Genomic DNA, 18,679 nt, shown 5'->3' with positions numbered 1-18,679 from the left:
CCGCGCGACGCGCCCGCGGCAGACGTACGAGAGGGGGCGCCTGGTGACCACCGGGCGCCCCCATCCGCGTACCGGCCGGGGCGGCTAGCCCACGGCGTCCTCGCGGCGCACGGAGAGCAGGTCCTCGAGCTGCTCCTCGCGGGCCTGGGCCGCGACGAAGAGGAGCTCGTCGCCCGCCTCCAGGGAGTCGTCCGCGGTGGGCGCGAGGACGCGCGTACCGCGGATGATCGTGACGAGCGAGGTGTCCTCGGGCCACTGCACGTCGCCGACCTGCGTGCCCGCGAGGGCCGACTCCGGCGGCAGCGTCAGCTCGACGAGGTTCGCGTCGCCGTGGCTGAAGCGGAGCAGCCGGACGAGGTCGCCGACGCTGACGGCCTCCTCCACGAGCGCGGACATCAGGCGCGGCGTGGAGACCGCGACGTCGACGCCCCAGGACTCGTTGAAGAGCCACTCGTTCTTGGGGTTGTTCACGCGGGCCACGACCCGCGGGACGCCGTACTCGGTCTTGGCGAGCAGGGAGACGACGAGGTTGACCTTGTCGTCACCGGTCGCGGCGATCACCACGTTGCAGCGCTGGAGCGCGGCCTCGTCGAGGGAGGTGATCTCACAGGCGTCGGCGAGCAGCCACTCGGCCTGCGGGACGCGCTCGACGGAGATGGCCGTCGGCGCCTTGTCGATGAGAAGGACCTCGTGGCCGTTCTCCAGGAGCTCACCGGCGATGGAGCGGCCCACCGCGCCGGCTCCGGCAATGGCGACCCTCATCAGTGACCGCCCTCCTCGGGGCCTTCGGCGAACGCCGCTTCGACCTTGTCGACCTGGTCGGTACGCATCATCACGTGCACCAGGTCGCCCTCCTGCAGGACCGTCTGCGAGGTCGGCAGGACCGCCTCGCCCAGCCGGGTGAGGAAGGCCACGCGCACGCCGGTGTCCTCCTGGAGCCGGCTGATCTTCTGCCCGATCCAGGACGGGGACGTGTGCACCTCGGCGAGCTGCACACCGCCGGTGGGGTCGCGCCAGAGCGGCTCGGCCCCGGAGGGGAGCAGCCTGCGCAGCATCTGGTCGGCGGTCCAGCGGACCGTGGCGACCGTGGGGATGCCGAGGCGCTGGTAGACCTCGGCGCGGCGCGGGTCGTAGATGCGGGCCGCGACGTTCTCGATGCCGAACATCTCGCGGGCGACGCGCGCGGCGATGATGTTCGAGTTGTCGCCGCTGCTGACGGCGGCGAAGGCGCCCGCCTCCTCGATGCCGGCCTCGCGCAGGGTGTCCTGGTCGAAGCCGACGCCGGTGACGCGGCGTCCGCCGAAGCCGGAGCCCAGGCGGCGGAAGGCCGTGGGGTCCTGGTCGACCACGGCGACCGTATGCCCCTGTTGTTCCAGGGTCTGCGCGAGAGCGGAACCGACTCTCCCGCAGCCCATGATGACGATGTGCACGACCGTCCTTCCGGCTGTGTCAATACTCTGTGCTCTGGCTGAACGGTAAAAGCGTCTCAGACCGGAGCCCAAGCTACACACGCGCGGTCCGCGGACGGCACCCCCGTGCACCTGCCGGAGGGGGCGGACGGGGCTCAGTCCACGCTGCGCAGCAGCCCCTCGACGTTCTGCAGCCGGTGGCTGAGCTCGGCCAGCTGGAGACGGACCGCCTCCTGCTCCGACCTGGCACGTTCGACGGCCTCGCGGTACTCGTGCATGGCCTCGGCGTACTGCCGGTCGCGCTCGCGGTTGCGCTGCGACTGGAAGTAGGCGACGGCGACGATCGCGCCGGCGAGTATCAGGAAAAATGCGACGGGAATGATCACGTCGTCCACTAGGGCGTCCCCTTTGCTGAGTGCGGTTCGTCGTCGCCCGTCCCATCGGACGGGTCGGGCCGGACCTGCCGGACGGCGGCGCTGATCGTATCCACGTTCAACCGCACGTCGAACGGGGCGAGTTCGAAGTACTTGAGTGCCTTGCCGTCGTCGGAGAGCTCCAGGCGGCCGACGACGAGGCCGGCCTTCTCCATGCGCTCCAGGTGCATGTAGAGCAGGGGGCGGGACACCCCGAGGCGCCGGGCCAGCTCGCTGACGTACAGCTGGCCGGAGGCGAGCTCGCCGATGATCCTGATGCGCTGGGCGTGGCCGACCGCGGCGAGAAAGGCCAGTAGCTCCTCGCTGTCCATGGCGCTGTCCACGGCCCGCCCTCGTGCTGGTACCGAAACCTGTCAGCCAAGGCTTACGCATGACGGGATCGGCTGTCAAACCTCACACATGACAGTTGACGCCTCGAACCTTCACCTGTCAGTCTCCGCTTACACATGAAGGCCCTGAAGGTGGGGTCGGGTGAAGGGTGGGGGACAGGCATGGGCAAGAGATCGGTCACGGTGCGCGTGGCCCGTTGGAGCGCGCTGCACCCGTGGCGGGCGGTCATCGGCTGGCTGCTCTTCGTGGCGCTGTGCCTCGGCGGCGGGATCGCCGCGGGGATGAACAGCGCCACCACGGAGGACTACCGGGTCGGCGAGGCCGGCCGCGCCGAGGCCCTGGCGGCCGAGGGCGGCGTCCAGCTGCGGCCCACCGAGCAGGTGCTGATCCGCGCCCGTACGGCGTCGCAGCGGCCGGGAGGGGCGGCGGCCGACGCCGCGGTCGAGGACGTCACCGCGCGGATGCGGGCCCTGCCCGAGGTCGCTTCGGTGGCGCCGCCCGTGCGCTCCGCCGACGGGCGGGTCCTGCGCGTCCAGGTGGAGCTGCACGGCCCCGACCAGGACGCCAAGAAGAACGTCGTCCCGCTCCAGGACGTCACCGAGCGGATCCGAAAGGCCCACCCGGACCTCGTCATCGAGGAGACCGGATCGGGCTCCGTCAGCAAGGGCGTCAACGACCAGCGCGGCAAGGACCTCGCCTTCTCCGAGGCGATCACCCTGCCCGTCACGCTCATCACGCTCGCCGTGGTCTTCGGCTCGGTGGTCATGGTCGGCGTACCGCTGCTGCTCGCCGTCACCTCGATCATGGCGACCATGGGCCTGGCGATGCTGGCCTCGCACCTGCTGCCCGACACCGGGGTCGGGATGAACATGATCCTGCTCATCGGCATGGCCGTCGGCGTCGACTACACGCTCTTCTACCTCAAGCGCGAGCGCGAGGAGCGGGCCCGCGCGGGCGGCAGCCTGACCTCCGAGGCGCTCGTCGAGGCCGCGGCGTCGACGGCGGGCCGCGCCATCGTGGTCTCCGGGCTCGCGGTGATGGTCTCCACCGCCGCGCTCTACCTGGCCGGTGACGTCATCTTCGACTCACTCGCGACCGGCACCATCCTGGTCGTCGCCGTGGCCGTGGTCAGCTCCGTGACGGTGCTGCCCGCGCTGCTGGTCAAGCTCGGCGGGCGCGCCGAGCGCCGCGCCGCCAAGCGCCTGGCGCGGGGCAAGCCCGTCCGCCCGTACGCGCAGGACGAGCCGGGGCGGCTCTGGAAGGCGCTGCTCATGCCCGCGCGCAAGCGGCCCGCGCTCACGCTCGGCCTGTCGGTCCTCGTCCTGCTCGGCCTTGCGCTGCCCGCGCTGGACATGAAGCTCAAGGACCCCGCCCGCGACAGCTTCTCGCGCGACATCCCCGCGATGCGGGGGTACGACCGGCTGCTCGAAGCCTTCCCCGAGCAGCGCGTACGCCACCAGGTCGTGGTGCGCGCCGAGGCCTCGCGGGCCGGCGAGGTGAAGGAGGCCCTGCGCGCCCTCGACCGCAGGGCGCAGGCGGACCCGCTGTTCTCCGACCACGTCCCCGGCCGCCCGCTCCTCCGCTCCTCGGCGGACCGGAGGACCACGGCACTGGAGCTCGACGCGCCGCACCCGACGTACTCGGAGAAGGCCGTCACCTCCCTCGCCCACCTCCGCGACGCCCACCTGCCCGCGACCGTCGGCAAGCTGCCCGGTGACGTCGAGACCGCCGTCACCGGCGAGGTGCCGCGCGGCACCGACTACGTCGAGCACCAGAACCGGAAGCTGCCGCTGGTCCTCGGCTTCCTGCTCCTGATGACGTTCGCCATGACGGTGTACGCCTTCCGCTCGGTCGTCCTCGGACTGCTCGGCGTCGGGCTCAACCTGCTCTCCGCCGCCTCCGCGCTCGGACTGCTCGTCCTCGTCTTCCAGGGCGACTGGGCCGAGGAACTGCTCTCCTTCGTCTCCCTCGGCGGGATCTCCTCCCGCGTGCCGCTGTTCCTCTTCGTGATCCTCTTCGGGCTCTCGATGGACTACCAGGTCTTCGTGGTCAGCCGCATCCGCGAGGCCGCCCTGAACGGCGTGCCCACCCGGCAGGCGGTCCTCGACGGCATCGCGTCCTCCGCCAAGGTCGTCACGAGCGCCGCGATCGTCATGGTCACGGTCTTCGCGAGCTTCGTGATGCTGCACATCCTGGAGATGAAGCAGATGGGCTTCGTCCTCGCGGCGGCCGTCCTCCTCGACGCCTTCGTGATCCGCGTCATGATCCTGCCCTCCGCGCTGCTGCTCCTCGGCCGCGCCACATGGTGGCCGTCCCGAGCGGTCCGCCGCGCCGAGGAGCGCGTCGTGCGGGGGTACGCGGCGGCCGGGGACGCCGGGGACGCGGACGCGGGGGACGGGCACGGATCGGAGGGCGGCGGGTGCGCCGCCGGGCAGGCTTTCCCGGGGCATGCCGAGGAGCGTCCGCAGGCGCGGCTGTAGCGGCGCAGGATCGCATGGAGCGGACAACCCGAGCAGATGGGGGTGGTGGGTGGGCGGCCACCGGTGCGACCGCTTACGATCCTCTGCGTGTCCAAACTGACCGACGTGCCCAAACGGATCCTCATCGGGCGCGCACTGCGCAGTGACCGGCTCGGAGAAACGCTCCTGCCGAAGCGCATCGCACTCCCCGTCTTCGCATCCGACCCGCTCTCCTCCGTCGCCTACGCGCCGGGAGAGGTCCTTCTCGTCCTCTCCATCGCGGGTGTCTCGGCGTACCACTTCAGCCCGTGGATCGCCGTCGCGGTCGTCGTCCTGATGTTCACCGTCGTCGCGTCGTACAGACAGAACGTGCACGCCTACCCGAGCGGTGGTGGCGACTACGAGGTCGCCACCACCAACCTCGGCCCCAAGGCCGGACTCACCGTCGCCAGCGCCCTGCTCGTCGACTACGTCCTGACCGTCGCCGTCTCGATCTCCTCGGGCATCGAGAACCTCGGCTCGGCGATCCCCTTCGTGGTCGAGCACAAGGTGCTCTGCGCCGTCGCCGTGATCCTGCTCCTCACGGTGATGAACCTGCGCGGCGTGAAGGAGTCGGGCAAGCTCTTCGCCATCCCGACCTACGTCTTCGTGACCGGCGTCTTCCTCATGATCGCGTGGGGCGCCTTCCGGGGCCTCGTCCTCGACGACACCATGCGGGCCCCCACCGCCGACTACGAGATCAAGCCCGAGCACCAGGGCCTCGCGGGCTTCGCGCTGGTCTTCCTGCTCCTGCGCGCCTTCTCCTCCGGCTGCGCCGCGCTCACCGGCGTCGAGGCGATCAGCAACGGCGTCCCGGCCTTCCGCAAGCCGAAGAGCAGGAACGCGGCGAGCACCCTGACGCTGATGGGCGCCCTGGCCGTCACCATGTTCTGCGGCATCATCGCGCTCGCCATGGTGACCAAGGTCCGCATGGCCGAGTACCCGGGCAAGGACCTCTTCCACGACGGCGTGCCGGTCGGCGCCGACTACGTCCAGGACCCGGTGATCTCCCAGGTCGCCGAGGCGGTCTTCGGCCACGGCAGCCTTCTGTTCATGATCCTCGCCGCCGCCACCGCGCTGGTCCTCTTCCTCGCGGCCAACACCGCGTACAACGGCTTCCCGCTGCTCGGCTCGATCCTCGCGCAGGACCGCTACCTGCCCCGCCAGCTCCACACCCGCGGCGACCGCCTCGCCTTCTCCAACGGCATCGTGCTCCTGGCAGGCGCCGCGGCCCTGCTGGTCGTCATCTACGGCGCGGACTCGACCCGTCTCATCCAGCTCTACATCGTCGGCGTCTTCGTCTCCTTCACCCTCAGCCAGATCGGCATGGTCCGGCACTGGAACCGCCACCTGGCGAGCGAGAAGGACCCGAACAAGCGCCGCCACATGATCCGCTCCCGCGCGATCAACACCTTCGGCGCGTTCTTCACGGGCCTCGTCCTGGTCGTCGTACTCGTCACCAAGTTCACGCACGGCGCCTGGGTGGCGCTGCTCGGCATGTGCATCTTCTACGTGACGATGACCGCGATCCGCCGCCACTACGACCGCGTGGCCGAGGAGATCGCCGCCCCGGAGACCCCGGACGACGACAGCATGCGCCCCTCCCGGGTCCACTCGATCGTCCTCGTCTCCAAGATCCACCGCCCGACGCTGCGGGCCCTCGCGTACGCGAAGCTGATGCGCTCGAACACCCTTGAGGCGCTGAGCATCAACGTCGACCCGGCGGAGACCAAGGCCCTCAAGGAGGAGTGGGAGCGGCGCGGCATCACGGTCCCGCTGAAGGTCCTCGACTCGCCGTACCGCGAGATCACCCGGCCGATCATCGAGTACGTCAAGAACCTGCGCCGCGAGAGCCCGCGCGACGTGGTCAGCGTGGTGATCCCCGAGTACGTGGTGGGCCACTGGTACGAGCACCTGCTGCACAACCAGAGCGCGCTGCGCCTGAAGGGCCGCCTCCTGTTCACCCCCGGCGTCATGGTGACGTCCGTCCCCTACCAGCTCGACTCCTCCGAGGCCGCGAAGAAGCGGGCCCGCAGGCGTTCGGAGTGGAACGCGCCGGGCGCGGTGCGGCGGGGCCCGGTGGAGAAGCCGAGGCGGACGAAGGAGCCGAGCAGCAAGAAGGGCTGAGGCCCGGGGTGTGCCCTGGGCACGGCTCCGGCACGGTGTGGTCGTCGCTTAGGCAGGGCTTATGGCGAGCGGCCGGGCGGCGCCCACGTAGACTGGTGGGCTGTTGTCCGGCCGTACCCCTTTTGACGTTGTGGAGCCACCCGCCATGCAGGCAGAACCGAAGAAATCGCAGGCGGGGAACGCGGAGGACGCGCGGCCTCCGGCCGAGTCGCTGATCGGCCGGGAGTACGAGGTGGAGGTCGGCCCCGTCGCGCACGGCGGCCACTGCATCGCCCGTACCGAGGAGGGCCAGGTCCTCTTCGTACGGCACACGCTGCCGGGGGAGCGGGTCATCGCCCGCGTCACGGAGGGCGAGGAGGGGGCCCGTTTCCTCCGCGCGGACGCCGTGACCGTGCTGGAGCCCTCGAAGGACCGGGTCGAGGCCCCCTGCCCCTACGCCGGCCCCGGCCGCTGCGGCGGCTGCGACTGGCAGCACGCGAAGCCGGGCGCGCAGCGCCGCCTCAAGGGCGAGGTCATCGCGGAGCAGTTGCAGCGCCTCGCGGGCCTGACCCCCGAGGAGGCCGGCTGGGACGGCACGGTCATGCCGGCGGAGGGCGACAAGCTGCCGCCCGGCGAGGTCCCGTCCTGGCGTACGCGGGTGCAGTACGCGGTGGACGAGGACGGCAACGCCGGCCTGCGCCGCCACCGCTCGCACGAGGTCGAGCCGATCGAGCACTGCATGATCGCGGCCGAGGGCGTCTCGGAGCTCGGCATCGAGCAGCGGGACTGGTCGGGCATGGCGTCGATCGAGGCGATCGCGGCGACGGGCTCCCAGGACCGCCAGGTGATCCTGGCCCCGAAGCCGGGCGCGCGCCTGCCGATCGTGGAGCTGGACAAGCCGGTGTCGGTGATGAGGATCGGCGAGAAGGACGGCGGAACGCACCGCGTCCACGGCCGTCCCTTCGTCCGCGAACGCGCCGACGGCCGCACGTACCGCGTGGGCAGCGGCGGCTTCTGGCAGGTCCACCCGAAGGCGGCGGAGACGCTGATGCTCGCCGTGATGCAGGGCCTCACGCCCCGCAAGGGCGACACGGCCCTGGACCTCTACTGCGGCGTCGGCCTCTTCGCGGGCGCGCTGGCCGACCGTGTCGGCGACAAGGGCGCGGTCCTCGGCATCGAGTCCGGCAAGCGAGCGGTGGAGGACGCCCGCCACAACCTGGCCGCGTTCGACCGGGTCCGCATCGAGCAGGGCAAGGTCGAATCGGTCCTCCCGCGCACGGGCATCACCGAAGCGGACCTGATCGTCCTGGACCCCCCGCGCGCGGGCGCGGGCAAGCAGACGGTGCGACACCTGTCGGGCCTGGGCGCCCGCCGCATCGCCTACGTGGCCTGCGACCCGGCGGCCCTGGCCCGTGACCTGGGGTACTTCCGGGAGGGCGGGTACCGGGTGCGGACGTTGCGGGCGTTCGACCTGTTTCCGATGACGCACCATGTGGAGTGCGTCGCCATCCTCGAACCGGCCGCGAAGGGCTCCTGACCTGCGGTTTTGTGTGTGCGTATTATGTGCGGTGTGGGCGTTACGGGCGAAACCTTGACGCTGAAATGACGCTCGTGACGCTCATTTGACGCTCGTACTGATGGGGTGTCAGGTGCCTTGTCGGGCAGGTCAGACCCTGTCGAGGTGGCGAGCATCGATGGGGCGTCGAGGGCAGGCGACGCTGAGCGCAGACCTACTGAGTCGTGCTGATCAGATGTCCCGGAAGAGACCAGCCAACGGCATGACCTGCGATGCCTGGGCGTCGCAGGTCGTTGACCTGCATGAATGGCCTTTCCGTTGTTTCCCGCTCGTACTGGCTGATCCGACCGGGAGTGGCAGGAAAGTCCTAGACAGGTCCCGCGGGCAGGAGCCACCCTTTCCGTCAACCATGCACGGGCTCGTTGAACTTGACGTTCAACTCGGGTTGGAGTTGAACGTCAAGGTCACAGCAGGTACGAGAACCGCAGTGCCCCGCCCTCCTCGCGGTAGCGGCCGCGGCCTCGCTTTCCGTAGGGGTTGGGGAGCATCTGGATGGCCATCTTGTGCGGGGTGAGGGCGTGGGTGACCACCAGGAGGCGCCAGCGGTCGTTGCCGGCGTGCTGGCGGGCCGCGCGGACCTCGCTTTCTCCCAGCTCGAAGCGGCCGCCTTCGCCCCCGGTCGCCTTCACCTCGTACAGGTAGGGCCGGCTGCCGGAGCCGACCTGGAAGTCGAAGCCGAGGCCGTCGTCGCCGGACGGGCCGGGGAAGGCTTTGCGGCGGTTGCCCGACACCCAGCAGGTTTCGTCCATGCTGTCCGGGTAACGAGCGCACAGCCACTGGTACGCGTACCACTCGCCCACGTACCCGATGGCCTCCCGCTGGGCCGTGGTCAGCCCACTGTCCGTGCCGCCCCCGTACCGCCACCCGCGGGTGCGACCGGTGGCCTGGGTGCGCCCAGTTTGGGGGCGGGGGTCGGTGAAGCGGAGCGGTCCGGCGGCGGTGATAGCTGGCGCCGAGCCGTCCTGCAGGACCCGGTCGAGTTCGCGGGTGAGGGCGGTGAAGTCGCCTGAGAGCACGTCGAAGACGCGGCCGCCGACGGAGATCGACCGCCGTTTGCGCTCCCGTTCGCGGCGCTCGTGTTCCGCTGCGTTGCGCACCCGGTCCAGGTCGGCCCCGGACAGCCCGTGCTGTACGGGATCCGTCGACACCGCCATCCCGTCGGGCCACTGGCCGAGGGCCGCTAGCCAGCCGACGACGTCGGTGGGGGACAGGGGTCGGAAGTCCAGCGCGCCCACGGCCTCAAGCCGCGCGGTGACCTCCTCGGCGGGCTCGGCTGCGGTCAGGGCCGCCGGCAACGGGTGTCCGGCCGCCCTGACCAGGACAGCGAGTTCGGTGGCCAGGCCGATGATCGTGCGAAGGTTCGCTCCGCGTACCTGGTCGGGGGCGGGCAGGCGTTCGCCCGACTGGGGCAACGGCGCCGGGCGGCCCAGGCGCAGCGCCAGCTGCTCCTCCACGTGTGCCTCCAGCATCCCCGTATCGGCCGTGTCCACGGTGTACGCCCATGTCTCCGGTGCAGTGATCCAGTCCAGGGCCCGGACCGAGGGCCAGTCGGGCATCGGGCGACGGGCGTCGAAATTCTTAAGCAACGCCCAGCGCAGCCGGTTGACGAGCTTCCTCCTGCGCAGGTCGAGGTAGGTGCGGAGCGCTTCCTCATGCTCATTGGCGTGGCTGACCGCATCCAGGCTCATCGCGCGCAGGGTGCCGTTCAGCTCGGCGAATCCGATGCCCAGGTCGCGCCGCAGCTCGTCCGTGCCGCGGGCCGCGCGGGCTCTTGCGATGAAGTCGGGCACGGGGACCGGGAGCTCGGCGGCGTACTCCTCGAGGTGGGCCTGGAACTCCCGGGTGTCACCGGGCGGCGGCAGGATCAGCGAGTTCGCCGTCTCCGTGCCGAGCAGGTGGACGAGAAAGGGCCAGCAGCGTTCCAGGACCGCGCCGATGGCGCCGTCGATCCGGCGGCTCGTCTCCTTGACCTGGCGGACCGTGACTTCCAGGGCGTCGGCGAGGTCCTCGTGGCCCAGGTCGAGCAGGTCGGCGTGGCGGGAGGCGAGCTGGTGGGCGGCGAGACGCAGCCGGTCGCCGAACTCCCGCCGTCCCAGCAGCTCGGTGACGGCCACCACGAGGCGGGCGGTCTCCGGCCAGCCCGGCTCGCCTGCCGGGGCGAGTACCAGCGGATGCTTCGGGTCGGGTAGTGGTAGCACTCCGCCGAGGCGGCCCGGCAACGTCACGGGCCGGCCGTCGAGCTCGATGTCCCAATAGCGGTATCGGTGCAGCCGTATGCCCCGGACCAGGGACGTCAGTTCGCTCAGTTCGGCCTCGCTCGCCCGGGGGCCGCGCGCCAGGTGGTCGCAGAGAACGCCCACGGCCAGTGTGAGCCAGGGCAACTGCTGGACCAGTGGCTCTCCCATGGCAGCGGCATTCACCTGTGCGCCGTCCACGGTCACCGTGAACTTCAGGTCGTCGGTGTGCCGGACGCCGGCGGGGTGTCCGGCCGCCAGCAGCGCGGCGGCCTCCGTCGCGGCACCGGGAAGGATGAGGAGGGGGCGCGCCATCTCCCGTACCAGCAGGGCCGTCAGACTGTCACGTTCACCGCTGACGTAGAGCACGGTCCGGGCATCACCGTCGTCATCCCTCTCCCCGCCGTCCAGGGCGGACAGCGGTACGCTGATCAGCCGGTCCCCGGACTCAGCCAGCAGACTGGCGCCCTTGGGCAGTTCGGGACGGGGACGCCGTACGAGGTGCCTCCAGGCGCGTTCGTTGGCGCGCTGCGCGGCGGGCCGGTCCTCGGCCCCCAGCGCGCCCTCCGCCGCAAGCCGTCCCAGCGCGGCGATGAGGCGGGCGCTGTCCCGGGGGTCGTCCCAGGCCGGCAGCCGCATTTCCCGTAGGCGGTCGCCCGCCTTCCCGCGTTCCAGAAGGGGGCGCAGCCGATGGTCGACGGTCGGCGCGTACGAGGGCTCCTCCTCCAGTCCGGGCGGGCAGTGCCAGGCATCGGCCGGCCGGACGAACCGGACGGCCCGGTCGCCGCCCCGCACTGGGAGCCACGGTTGCTCCCGGACGAAGGCGCCGAGCGGGGTCGGGACCCGTTCCCTGTCCGGGGAACTCTGGCTGCCGGCACTGGTCCAGAGACTGGCGAACCTCGCGTCCTCCCAGCTGGCCAGGCCATGCAGGACAAGCCGTGCGTACGCTAGCCGGGCCTCTTGCCCGAGGCGTCCGACGACGTCCTGGCCGGGGAGCCGCCAGGCGGGGGTTCCCCGGTACGGCGTCCGAGGGTAGTAGACACCGGGCCAGTGGACGTACGGCTCCCATTGCTCCTGCACCTTGGCAGACACCTTCGCCATGCGGACCAGCCGCCGAGCGCTGAGCTCCTGGCCTTGCTCTACCCAGCCCAAGGCGTCGGGGGACCTGACCGGGACCAGTCCGTCGGCCACCCCGGCCTCCAGCAGGAACGCCCGCCACTCCTCGGTCTCGCTCCGCTTGGCGAACTCCTCGGGCGCGGCGAGGAGGCGCCCGGCGATCGCCTTGAGGCTCCTCGACACGTCCTGCCCGGCGGCGACCACCGCCGCCAGATCATCACCGGCGGACGCGCGGCCCCAGCCCCGGCCGAAGACGGCGTCGCTCGCCTTGATCAGCTGGCCGTCCGCCGACGGTACGTACAGTCCGAGCGAGGAGATCTCCATCCCGCCCAGCGAACGACGCGGCTGCCACAGCCGGAAGACGAACCGCAGGGTCTGGAGCCGCAGCCGTAGATCGGTGCTTGCGCCGAGTGCCTGCCGTACGTGGTCCAGCAAGCCCTTTGTGTCGTACGGCAGGACGAGCCCTTCCTCCACGAGGAAGGCACGGGCGCTGCGCCCGCGCATGTGCTCGCCGCGGTCCTTCCAGACCAGCCCCGGGTGCAGGTAGAACAACCGCTTGCGGAGCGGGGCGGGAACCGAGGGGGCTTCGGTCTGGTCCGTCTCCGTTCGCACCGGCTGGAAGAACGCCTCGCGGCGGGCTCCCTGACCGCCCGGCTTGTCCCGTGCCCGTGTGCTCGTGCCCGTACCTGTCTTGCCGGGGGGACGGTTGGTGTGCTGCCGTGTGCAGTCCTCCGCGAGCAGCAACTGCCTGCCGTGCAGGACGTGCCCGTTGTCCGCGAAGAGGGCGGCCAGGTCCTCGTACAGCGCGCTCCACTGATCGGGGGATTCACCGGGCCCGGGAAGGGGAAGGCCCCGGGCGATCCGTTCCACGTACTCGGCGAGGATCTCCGGGCCCGGCTCCCAAGGGCACCCGAGGGCTTTGCACAGGGTGGCCAGCCGTTTCAGCCGGTCGCCGCCGGTCTCGGGGTCCGCCACCACGATCCCGGCCTTGTGCGCGTGGTGTGCCGTGAGGACGGTCAGGTCGAGGTCCGGCCACAGGGCCACGTCCCGGGGTGGAGCCCAAGCCGCCTCGGGCGGGGCGCCGTCCACGGCGAGGACGGGCACGAGCGGCACGTCGGCGAGTTCGCTCGCGTGCACGCGCAGGGCCGCCGCGCGGAGCCGCCCCGGCGAGCCCTTCTCGCTTTCCCAGCTCACCAGGTCTACGGCTAGCTGCCGCATGGACGGATCGGGCACGTTACGCAGTACCGCGGCGGTCGCCAGACAGGTTTCGGCGACCGCGTCGAGCAGTAGCACGTTGAGGGGGTTGTCGAAGGGGAGCCCGGTGCGGTCGAAGTCGGTGAAGAATGGGGCGTTCATGTGCCCCGGGAACGGCGCGGTCTGGTCCTCGTCCATCGGCAGGAAGGTGTAGATCTGCCCGCGTCGCGGTCGCCGTGGGGCGGGCAGCGGGAGCGCGACCTCAACGACAGCGGACCGCTTCCACTCCTGCCACGTGTCGTCGAGCAGCCTGGCATTGACGGCCTCGGCGAGCGTGTTGTTCAGCCGTTCCTTCTCGACGGTGCCCCGGGCCAGGAGAAAGGTGTCGGACGGGCCCAGCCGCACGGTCACAAAGGAGACTGGAATCTCGTGCCCAGCGCCGTCCCGCGCCACCGCGAAGGGCTCCTCGGAGCGGGAAAGCTCGTGCCGCTCGTGCGCCTCGTGGTCGCCGTCCGGATCGTCCGCCTCGCCACCGGTGGCCCGCCGTTCCAGCGTCAGGCCGGCGAGCCGGTCGAGGAACAGCATTACGGGTACCTTCGCCCCCGCGAGCTCGCGCATCCGCAGCCGGACCTCGGCCCGGGCGGCCTCGCTCAGCAGGGGCAGCCGGACGACGGTCACATACCCCTGGGCGGCGAACTGCCGGCATGTTGCGGGCACATCGATCAGCGGCAGGGGTGCCTGGAGCGGCGGATACGTGGCGGCCACTTCGTGGGCGCTGTCCTCACCGGCGAGGAACTCCTCCACGTCGGCCCTCTGCGCGAAGCGGAAGCAATACCCGTCCAGTTCCGGGCCGAGCGGGCTGTCGGGGTCCGCGCTGTAGATTTCGGGCGCGTCGCTGATCAACAGGATGCTGCGAAACCCGACGCCCTTGTTGCCGATGCCCTCGCCGACCTCCTTCGAGCTCTGCGCGATCTCGCAGATCCGTTCGACGTTCCGCCAGGTGAAGGGTGTGCCGCCGTTGGCGACGTACAACGTTCCCCAATCGCCCTCCGCCTCGTCCAGCAGGACGTGGACCCGTCCGTCACGGCGGTCCCTTGGATGCGCGTCGTAGCCGTTCTGCAGCAACTCGAAGAGCGAGCGGCCCGCGTACCCCCGCGCGCTCGTGTACGACACGGCGTTCACTTGCCGTGCCATGCGCAGGACTTGCTCCGACCGGGCTCCCTCCAGCACGGACCGGCCGTACTCGCGCAGCTGCTCGGCCCGGCCGCTCCTCGCCATGGTTCTCCCCTCACCTCAGCGTGATGAGGACGGTATCCCGCCGCACTGACATCGGGGGCGCGAGGACCACCGTGTGGAGCACGGCTCGGAGCTGATCTTGACGTTCTTGGTCCACCGTCGAAGGGATCGAATTTGTTCAGGGTTTCCCCTGTTCACGGAGTGTCTGTGAGGCCGGGGCCTGATCCTGCGAGGAGAGGTCGGCGCGCCGCGTGGAGGCCAGATCGTGGACGGGTTGAGCATAGGGTTCAACGGGACGCGTTCGCAGCGGAGACGGCATTCTGGGCCGAGTTGTACTCCTGCTGGCTTTCGCGCGGCGATGCCCTGTTCGAGCTGTGCGACCCGTTGCTGTGCACAGACGGTCCGGTCCGCACGCTCGTGGACCTGACCCTCGCCCCCGCGTGTCTTAGCACGTCTTCCGACGAGTCCGGTGCAGCCCGCAGGGAAGGTCGTCAATTGCGGCGGCCCTCCTCACTTTGGAGCGAAAGCACTGAAAGAGCTCATAGACTCACCTCCTATCGGATGCGAAGTGCATCCATGGGGAAGGGAGACGCACGCGGTGCTCGAGAGAATCAAGGAGTCCTTGCTGGGGGCGGACGAAATTGGGTTCGAGGTCCAGGAACGTCCCGGTTGGTTGCAGGTAGGTCTGCTTTGTTCTCCTCTGTCGCTGATCTTTGAGCAGACACCCGGCGGAGACGTCTTCACATCCCTGCACTGCAGCGCCTCCCGAATCTTCAGCGGAGATCGGACTGACCTGCACGACGTTTACTCGTTGCTGGCGGCTTCTGTTTTTCGGCACACGGGCGCCTTTTCTGCGATGTTGATCGACATTGAGCATCCAGCCACGATGATTCCGGGTGAGCTCTCCGGCCGTTACCTTGTTCCGGAGCAAGGGGCAGGCTACCTGTTGCCTCCGGATGATGCGGGGCTTGGTTCTGCGGAAGATCTGTTCGGGCATCTAGCCTTGTTTGAACGTCTAGCCCATAGGGCAACCGCTCTTTGGCATCCTCAGCAATCCTCGCCTATGGATGACGGTTATGACCCGAATCGCAAAACTGACCACATCTGGGCCAGGGGTGTGGCTGAACAGTTGCAGGCGGAGGCTTCGGAAGAGGATATATTTTTTCAGAGGGATAGCACTGGCTGGCTCTACTACCGGACTCACGACGGGGCGGTCGCAGTGGTCGAGTCTGCGGAAGTTGCCCATTTCCTAAATGCGGTGCGCGTCGATCCGAGCGAAGAGATTGAAGGGATCAACGGATTCCTGTATGCCGGCAAGCATTTCCATCATTATGTTTCTCGGGAAAATCTCCAAATTGCAGATCGTATTCTTGGGCTGGATGGGATATTGATTGGAAGCAAAAATCCAGCCGTCAGTGCGACTATTATTCCCCTGGAGGGTAGTGTTGTCCTATCCAGCGGAAATCGGGCTGTGTCGCTTCGCTGTGAGAGTGGAGTTTCCGGATTTGCTCGAGAGCGCTCTCTGGTTCTCGAGAGGAATCGCATCGAACAGGAGAGACTTGCCCCACCCAGCGAGTTCACCTGGTCCGAGGAGATAGACGGCGGAAGGTTCGAGCGACTGATCTACGACTTGCTCGAGTGTGAACCGGGTGTACGTGAGGTCCGGGCGATCGGCGCTTCGCGTGAACGCGATGGTGGCCGAGATATCGTTGCGACTTGGGTCACGCCACGCACAGCCGGTGCGGCAGTCGTGGAAGGCGAGGCGGCGGCTAGAGAACGTCGCGTTATCATCCAGTGCAAGGCCCGCAAGCGCAGCGTTGGCCGATCTGATCTGGGTGGCGGCATCTTGGACACGCTATTCATGTACCGAGCCGAGGGATATTTCCTTGCCGCCTCAAGTCAGCCAGCAGTAGCAACCATCGATCTGCTGGACGAAATAGCGCAGCGTGGAGACTACTTCACTGGTTGGTGGGGAAGAGCAGAGATCGAGCAGCGCCTGCGACGCAATCCGCAAGTTTTGCGGCGATATGTAGATATCGTCCAGCCGGTTCCGTAGGGATCTTGGTAGGTGCGGCTCTGCGCAAGTCGGGTCACCGGATCGGGCGTCACGTTAGGTTCCATGCTGTCGCATGCTGGCCTGTCCGTGGAATGAGGGAGCGCCGATGACACAGCAGCTGTGGAGCAGCCATAGGCATCAGACTGCGATCGGCCGAGTCGGCCTTTCGCTGCCGGCTCGTCGCGCCGTCGGCGACCTCCAGCTGGAGGTCGCCGCGGGAGTACTGGACTACGGGTGCGGACGTGGCGGCGATGTACGGGCACTGCAGCACCTCGGCCTCGATGCTGCGGGGTGGGACCCGGTCCACTTTCCGGACGGGCGGCGTGAGCCAGCCGAGGTGGTCCTTCTCACCTATGTCCTGAACGTCATTGAGAATCCCGCCGAACGGCGCGAGACGCTCCTACGAGCCTGGGGCCTTGCTAAATCGGTGCTGGTCGTGTCCGCGCGGTTGAGGTGGGAGCGCAATCAGATCAAAGGCGTGGAGTACGGTGACGGAATTCTCACGCAGCGCCGCACCTTCCAGCGCCTGTACGCCGCTGGCGAGCTGCGCGACTACGTCGAGGAGGCCACCGGCGTCCGCTGCGTGTCGGCGGCGCCCGGCATTGTTTACGCGTTCAAGGACGATGCGGCGCGCTTGAGTTATCTCGCCCGACAGGTCGCTCCTGACGGGGGGTGGCTGGCGTCCGAGGACACCGCCTCGGCGATCAGCTCAGTCGTCGCTCATTTCGAACAGCGCGGCAGGATGCCTCAGTTGGAGGAAATGCCGCAGCCCATCATCAGCCTCCTTGTCCACCTGCGCCCCACTGAACTCAAACGCCTTGCCGAGCAGGAAGCCGACCCCGTGAAGGTCGAACGAAGTGCCGAGCGTGGAGCCCTCGACACGCTGCAGTTCCTCGCGCTAGAGCTGTTTCACGGCCGAGGTCCGGTAAGTAGCCTGCCACTGCCGGTTCAACTGGACATCCGTGCCTTCTTTCCGTCGTACACCGAGGCGTGCCAGCGAGCGGATCGGCTGCTGTTCAAGCTGCGCGACGATGCATACATCCGACGGGCGATGAACGGATCAATCGCCGGCAAGTTCACTGCGACCGCCCTGTACGTTCACCGCCGCGCGCTCCACAGGATCCCGGCTGTGCTGCGCCTGTACGAGCAGTGCGCGAGCATCGCTGCCGGCCGGCCTGGCGAGTGGTCCGTCGTTAAGCTCCGCCACCAGGGCCGTGGCGTCAGCTGGCTCGACTACCCCAAGTTCGACACAGACCCCCACCCGCGTATCGCGGCCTCGTACGCCGTCGACCTGAAGACCCTCAAGTCCTCCTACACCTCGTACGCAGACTCCACCAACCGTCCCCTCCTTCACCGTAAGCACGAATTCCTTGCCGAGGACGATCCCGACGCACCCAAGTACCGGAGGCTCACGGCCGCCGAGGTGCGCGCCGGCCTCTACGAGAGCCCGCACCTGATCGGCACGGAAGAGGGCTGGGAACGCGAACTTCTTCGCTGCGAGCGGGAGTTGCGAGGCCACCGGCTCGTGCGGCGTACCACCGGCACTTGAGCTTCTCCCCGGCTCTCGGTGCCAGGGTGATTGTCAGTGTCGTGTGTCGCGCTCCCCCATGACCCCGGGTGGAGGGCCCCTGCCTGCCCTCATACCGAACGCTGTCCAACCTCGCGCTGTCCGACCCCGAGGACCATGTCCGTGTACTCACCGACTGGGTGGAACACGCCTCCGCCGTCACGGGAGTGCCCGGGGCGCAGAATGGCTGGGACACGGCCTACAAGTGGCTGCGCCTCACCCAGGGCCTGCGCGTGGTGACGTTCGATATGTCGTACGACGACGGCGGCATGTGCTCGGCGGGCCTCGACTTCGACGCCGTCTGGACGGAGATGATGGAGGAGTGGCAGCAGCACCGGGTTCGCCTCGGCTACCTGCGCGCAGCACTCGAAGGATTCGTCCGGCTGCTGTACCCGGACGCCGCGGAGCCTGATCTGGCGGTGGAGGCCGCTGAGCATCAGTTGCAACACCACGCCGACGCATGGCCGGTGCATGCGCATGCGGTCGCCGACCGTTTGAGGACGCATTTCTCGGACGGCTTGCCGGGCGCTGGCGCCTCGGTGGCGGCAGCGGTGGCCCAGGCGACTGTCCTGCACGAGATGACCGTCCGGGGCCGCGCCGCCATCCCCGAGCCTGGAAGTGACGATGACGGAAGGGTCTTTCCCACCGGACACGCCGAGGTCTGTGCGGCCAAGGAAGCCTCGACGGTGCTGCTGCTGGGGATGCAGCTGCTGATGGCGGCAGCGGTGAAGGAGGACCGAGTCGCCGTCTTCGACGACAAGTACCTTCTCGATGGCATGTGGATTCCCGACTCCGCAGGCGGCAGCCGATGGGTGGACGAAGAAATGCCCTACAGCGAGTACCTCGCCGTTCTCCACCTCAAGCCCGGCGAGCCACCCGAGCTCTGATTCCACCACCTGCAGGACCCCTGTGTGTCCACATCG

Annotated in this window: 11 protein-coding genes; 6 read left to right on the top strand and 5 right to left on the bottom strand. The window is 69.1% G+C overall.

What is annotated here, in order from left to right; genetic code table 11:
• Positions 1-84 precede the first annotated feature (84 nt).
• The 4 genes from DCW30_RS27680 to DCW30_RS27665 all read right to left on the bottom strand — a co-directional run bounded on the left by DCW30_RS27680 (position 85) and on the right by DCW30_RS27665 (position 2,166).
• Positions 85-762 (bottom strand): potassium channel family protein, encoded by a 678-nt coding sequence (locus DCW30_RS27680; RefSeq protein ID WP_062770899.1) that lies wholly within the window; start codon positions 760-762, stop codon positions 85-87.
• Positions 762-1,430, bottom strand: coding sequence for a potassium channel family protein (locus DCW30_RS27675; protein WP_062770897.1), 669 nt, complete (start codon positions 1,428-1,430; stop codon positions 762-764). Before DCW30_RS27675 ends, DCW30_RS27680 begins: the two co-directional genes overlap by 1 nt.
• Positions 1,431-1,564: 134 nt before the next feature.
• Positions 1,565-1,804, bottom strand: a complete 240-nt coding sequence (locus DCW30_RS27670) for a hypothetical protein (RefSeq protein WP_076684149.1) — start codon at positions 1,802-1,804, stop codon at positions 1,565-1,567.
• Positions 1,804-2,166, bottom strand: a complete 363-nt coding sequence (locus DCW30_RS27665; RefSeq protein WP_373569000.1) for an ArsR/SmtB family transcription factor — start codon at positions 2,164-2,166, stop codon at positions 1,804-1,806. Before DCW30_RS27665 ends, DCW30_RS27670 begins: the two co-directional genes overlap by 1 nt.
• A gap of 168 nt (positions 2,167-2,334) precedes the next feature.
• Between DCW30_RS27665 and DCW30_RS27660 the strand changes: the two genes are divergently transcribed.
• The 3 genes from DCW30_RS27660 to DCW30_RS27650 all read left to right on the top strand — a co-directional run bounded on the left by DCW30_RS27660 (position 2,335) and on the right by DCW30_RS27650 (position 8,314).
• On the top strand, positions 2,335-4,653 hold the full coding sequence (locus DCW30_RS27660) for an MMPL family transporter (RefSeq protein WP_079249967.1): 2,319 nt from the start codon (positions 2,335-2,337) through the stop codon (positions 4,651-4,653).
• A gap of 87 nt (positions 4,654-4,740) precedes the next feature.
• Positions 4,741-6,798, top strand: a complete 2,058-nt coding sequence (locus DCW30_RS27655; protein WP_076684148.1) for an APC family permease — start codon at positions 4,741-4,743, stop codon at positions 6,796-6,798.
• A 145-nt stretch (positions 6,799-6,943) separates the two neighbouring features.
• Complete coding sequence (locus DCW30_RS27650; RefSeq protein WP_076684147.1) at positions 6,944-8,314, top strand: class I SAM-dependent RNA methyltransferase; 1,371 nt, start codon at positions 6,944-6,946, stop codon at positions 8,312-8,314.
• Between the two features lie 443 nt (positions 8,315-8,757).
• Here the strand turns inward: DCW30_RS27650 and DCW30_RS27645 are convergent, their stop codons facing one another.
• Positions 8,758-14,175: a sacsin N-terminal ATP-binding-like domain-containing protein gene (locus tag DCW30_RS27645; protein WP_076684146.1), complete on the bottom strand. Its 5,418-nt coding sequence runs from the start codon at positions 14,173-14,175 to the stop codon at positions 8,758-8,760.
• Between the two features lie 556 nt (positions 14,176-14,731).
• Between DCW30_RS27645 and DCW30_RS27635 the strand changes: the two genes are divergently transcribed.
• The 3 genes from DCW30_RS27635 (at position 14,732) to DCW30_RS27625 (ending at position 18,643) form a co-directional block, all read left to right on the top strand.
• On the top strand, positions 14,732-16,189 hold the full coding sequence (locus DCW30_RS27635; RefSeq protein WP_162933558.1) for a restriction endonuclease: 1,458 nt from the start codon (positions 14,732-14,734) through the stop codon (positions 16,187-16,189).
• A gap of 106 nt (positions 16,190-16,295) precedes the next feature.
• Complete coding sequence (locus tag DCW30_RS27630) at positions 16,296-17,738, top strand: DNA phosphorothioation-associated putative methyltransferase (protein ID WP_076684143.1); 1,443 nt, start codon at positions 16,296-16,298, stop codon at positions 17,736-17,738.
• Positions 17,739-17,896: 158 nt separating this feature from the next.
• Positions 17,897-18,643: a hypothetical protein gene (locus DCW30_RS27625; protein ID WP_237283377.1), complete on the top strand. Its 747-nt coding sequence runs from the start codon at positions 17,897-17,899 to the stop codon at positions 18,641-18,643.
• Positions 18,644-18,679: the final 36 nt, after the last annotated feature.

This window comes from Streptomyces alfalfae (assembly GCF_004127445.1).
In the GTDB taxonomy this organism is placed as follows: domain Bacteria; phylum Actinomycetota; class Actinomycetes; order Streptomycetales; family Streptomycetaceae; genus Streptomyces; species Streptomyces alfalfae.
This window is presented reverse-complemented; position numbering and strand designations above follow the sequence as displayed.

What these genes read in the sequence shown, in the direction of transcription:
- DCW30_RS27650 (WP_076684147.1), top strand. Translation starts at nt 6,944, where the DNA reads ATGCAGGCAGAACCGAAGAAATCGCAGGCGGGGAACGCGGAGGACGCG.
- DCW30_RS27660 (WP_079249967.1), top strand. Translation starts at nt 2,335, where the DNA reads ATGGGCAAGAGATCGGTCACGGTGCGCGTGGCCCGTTGGAGCGCGCTG.
- DCW30_RS27680 (WP_062770899.1), bottom strand. Translation starts at nt 762, where the DNA reads ATGAGGGTCGCCATTGCCGGAGCCGGCGCGGTGGGCCGCTCCATCGCC.
- DCW30_RS27630 (WP_076684143.1), top strand. Translation starts at nt 16,296, where the DNA reads ATGACACAGCAGCTGTGGAGCAGCCATAGGCATCAGACTGCGATCGGC.
- DCW30_RS27645 (WP_076684146.1), bottom strand. Translation starts at nt 14,175, where the DNA reads ATGGCGAGGAGCGGCCGGGCCGAGCAGCTGCGCGAGTACGGCCGGTCC.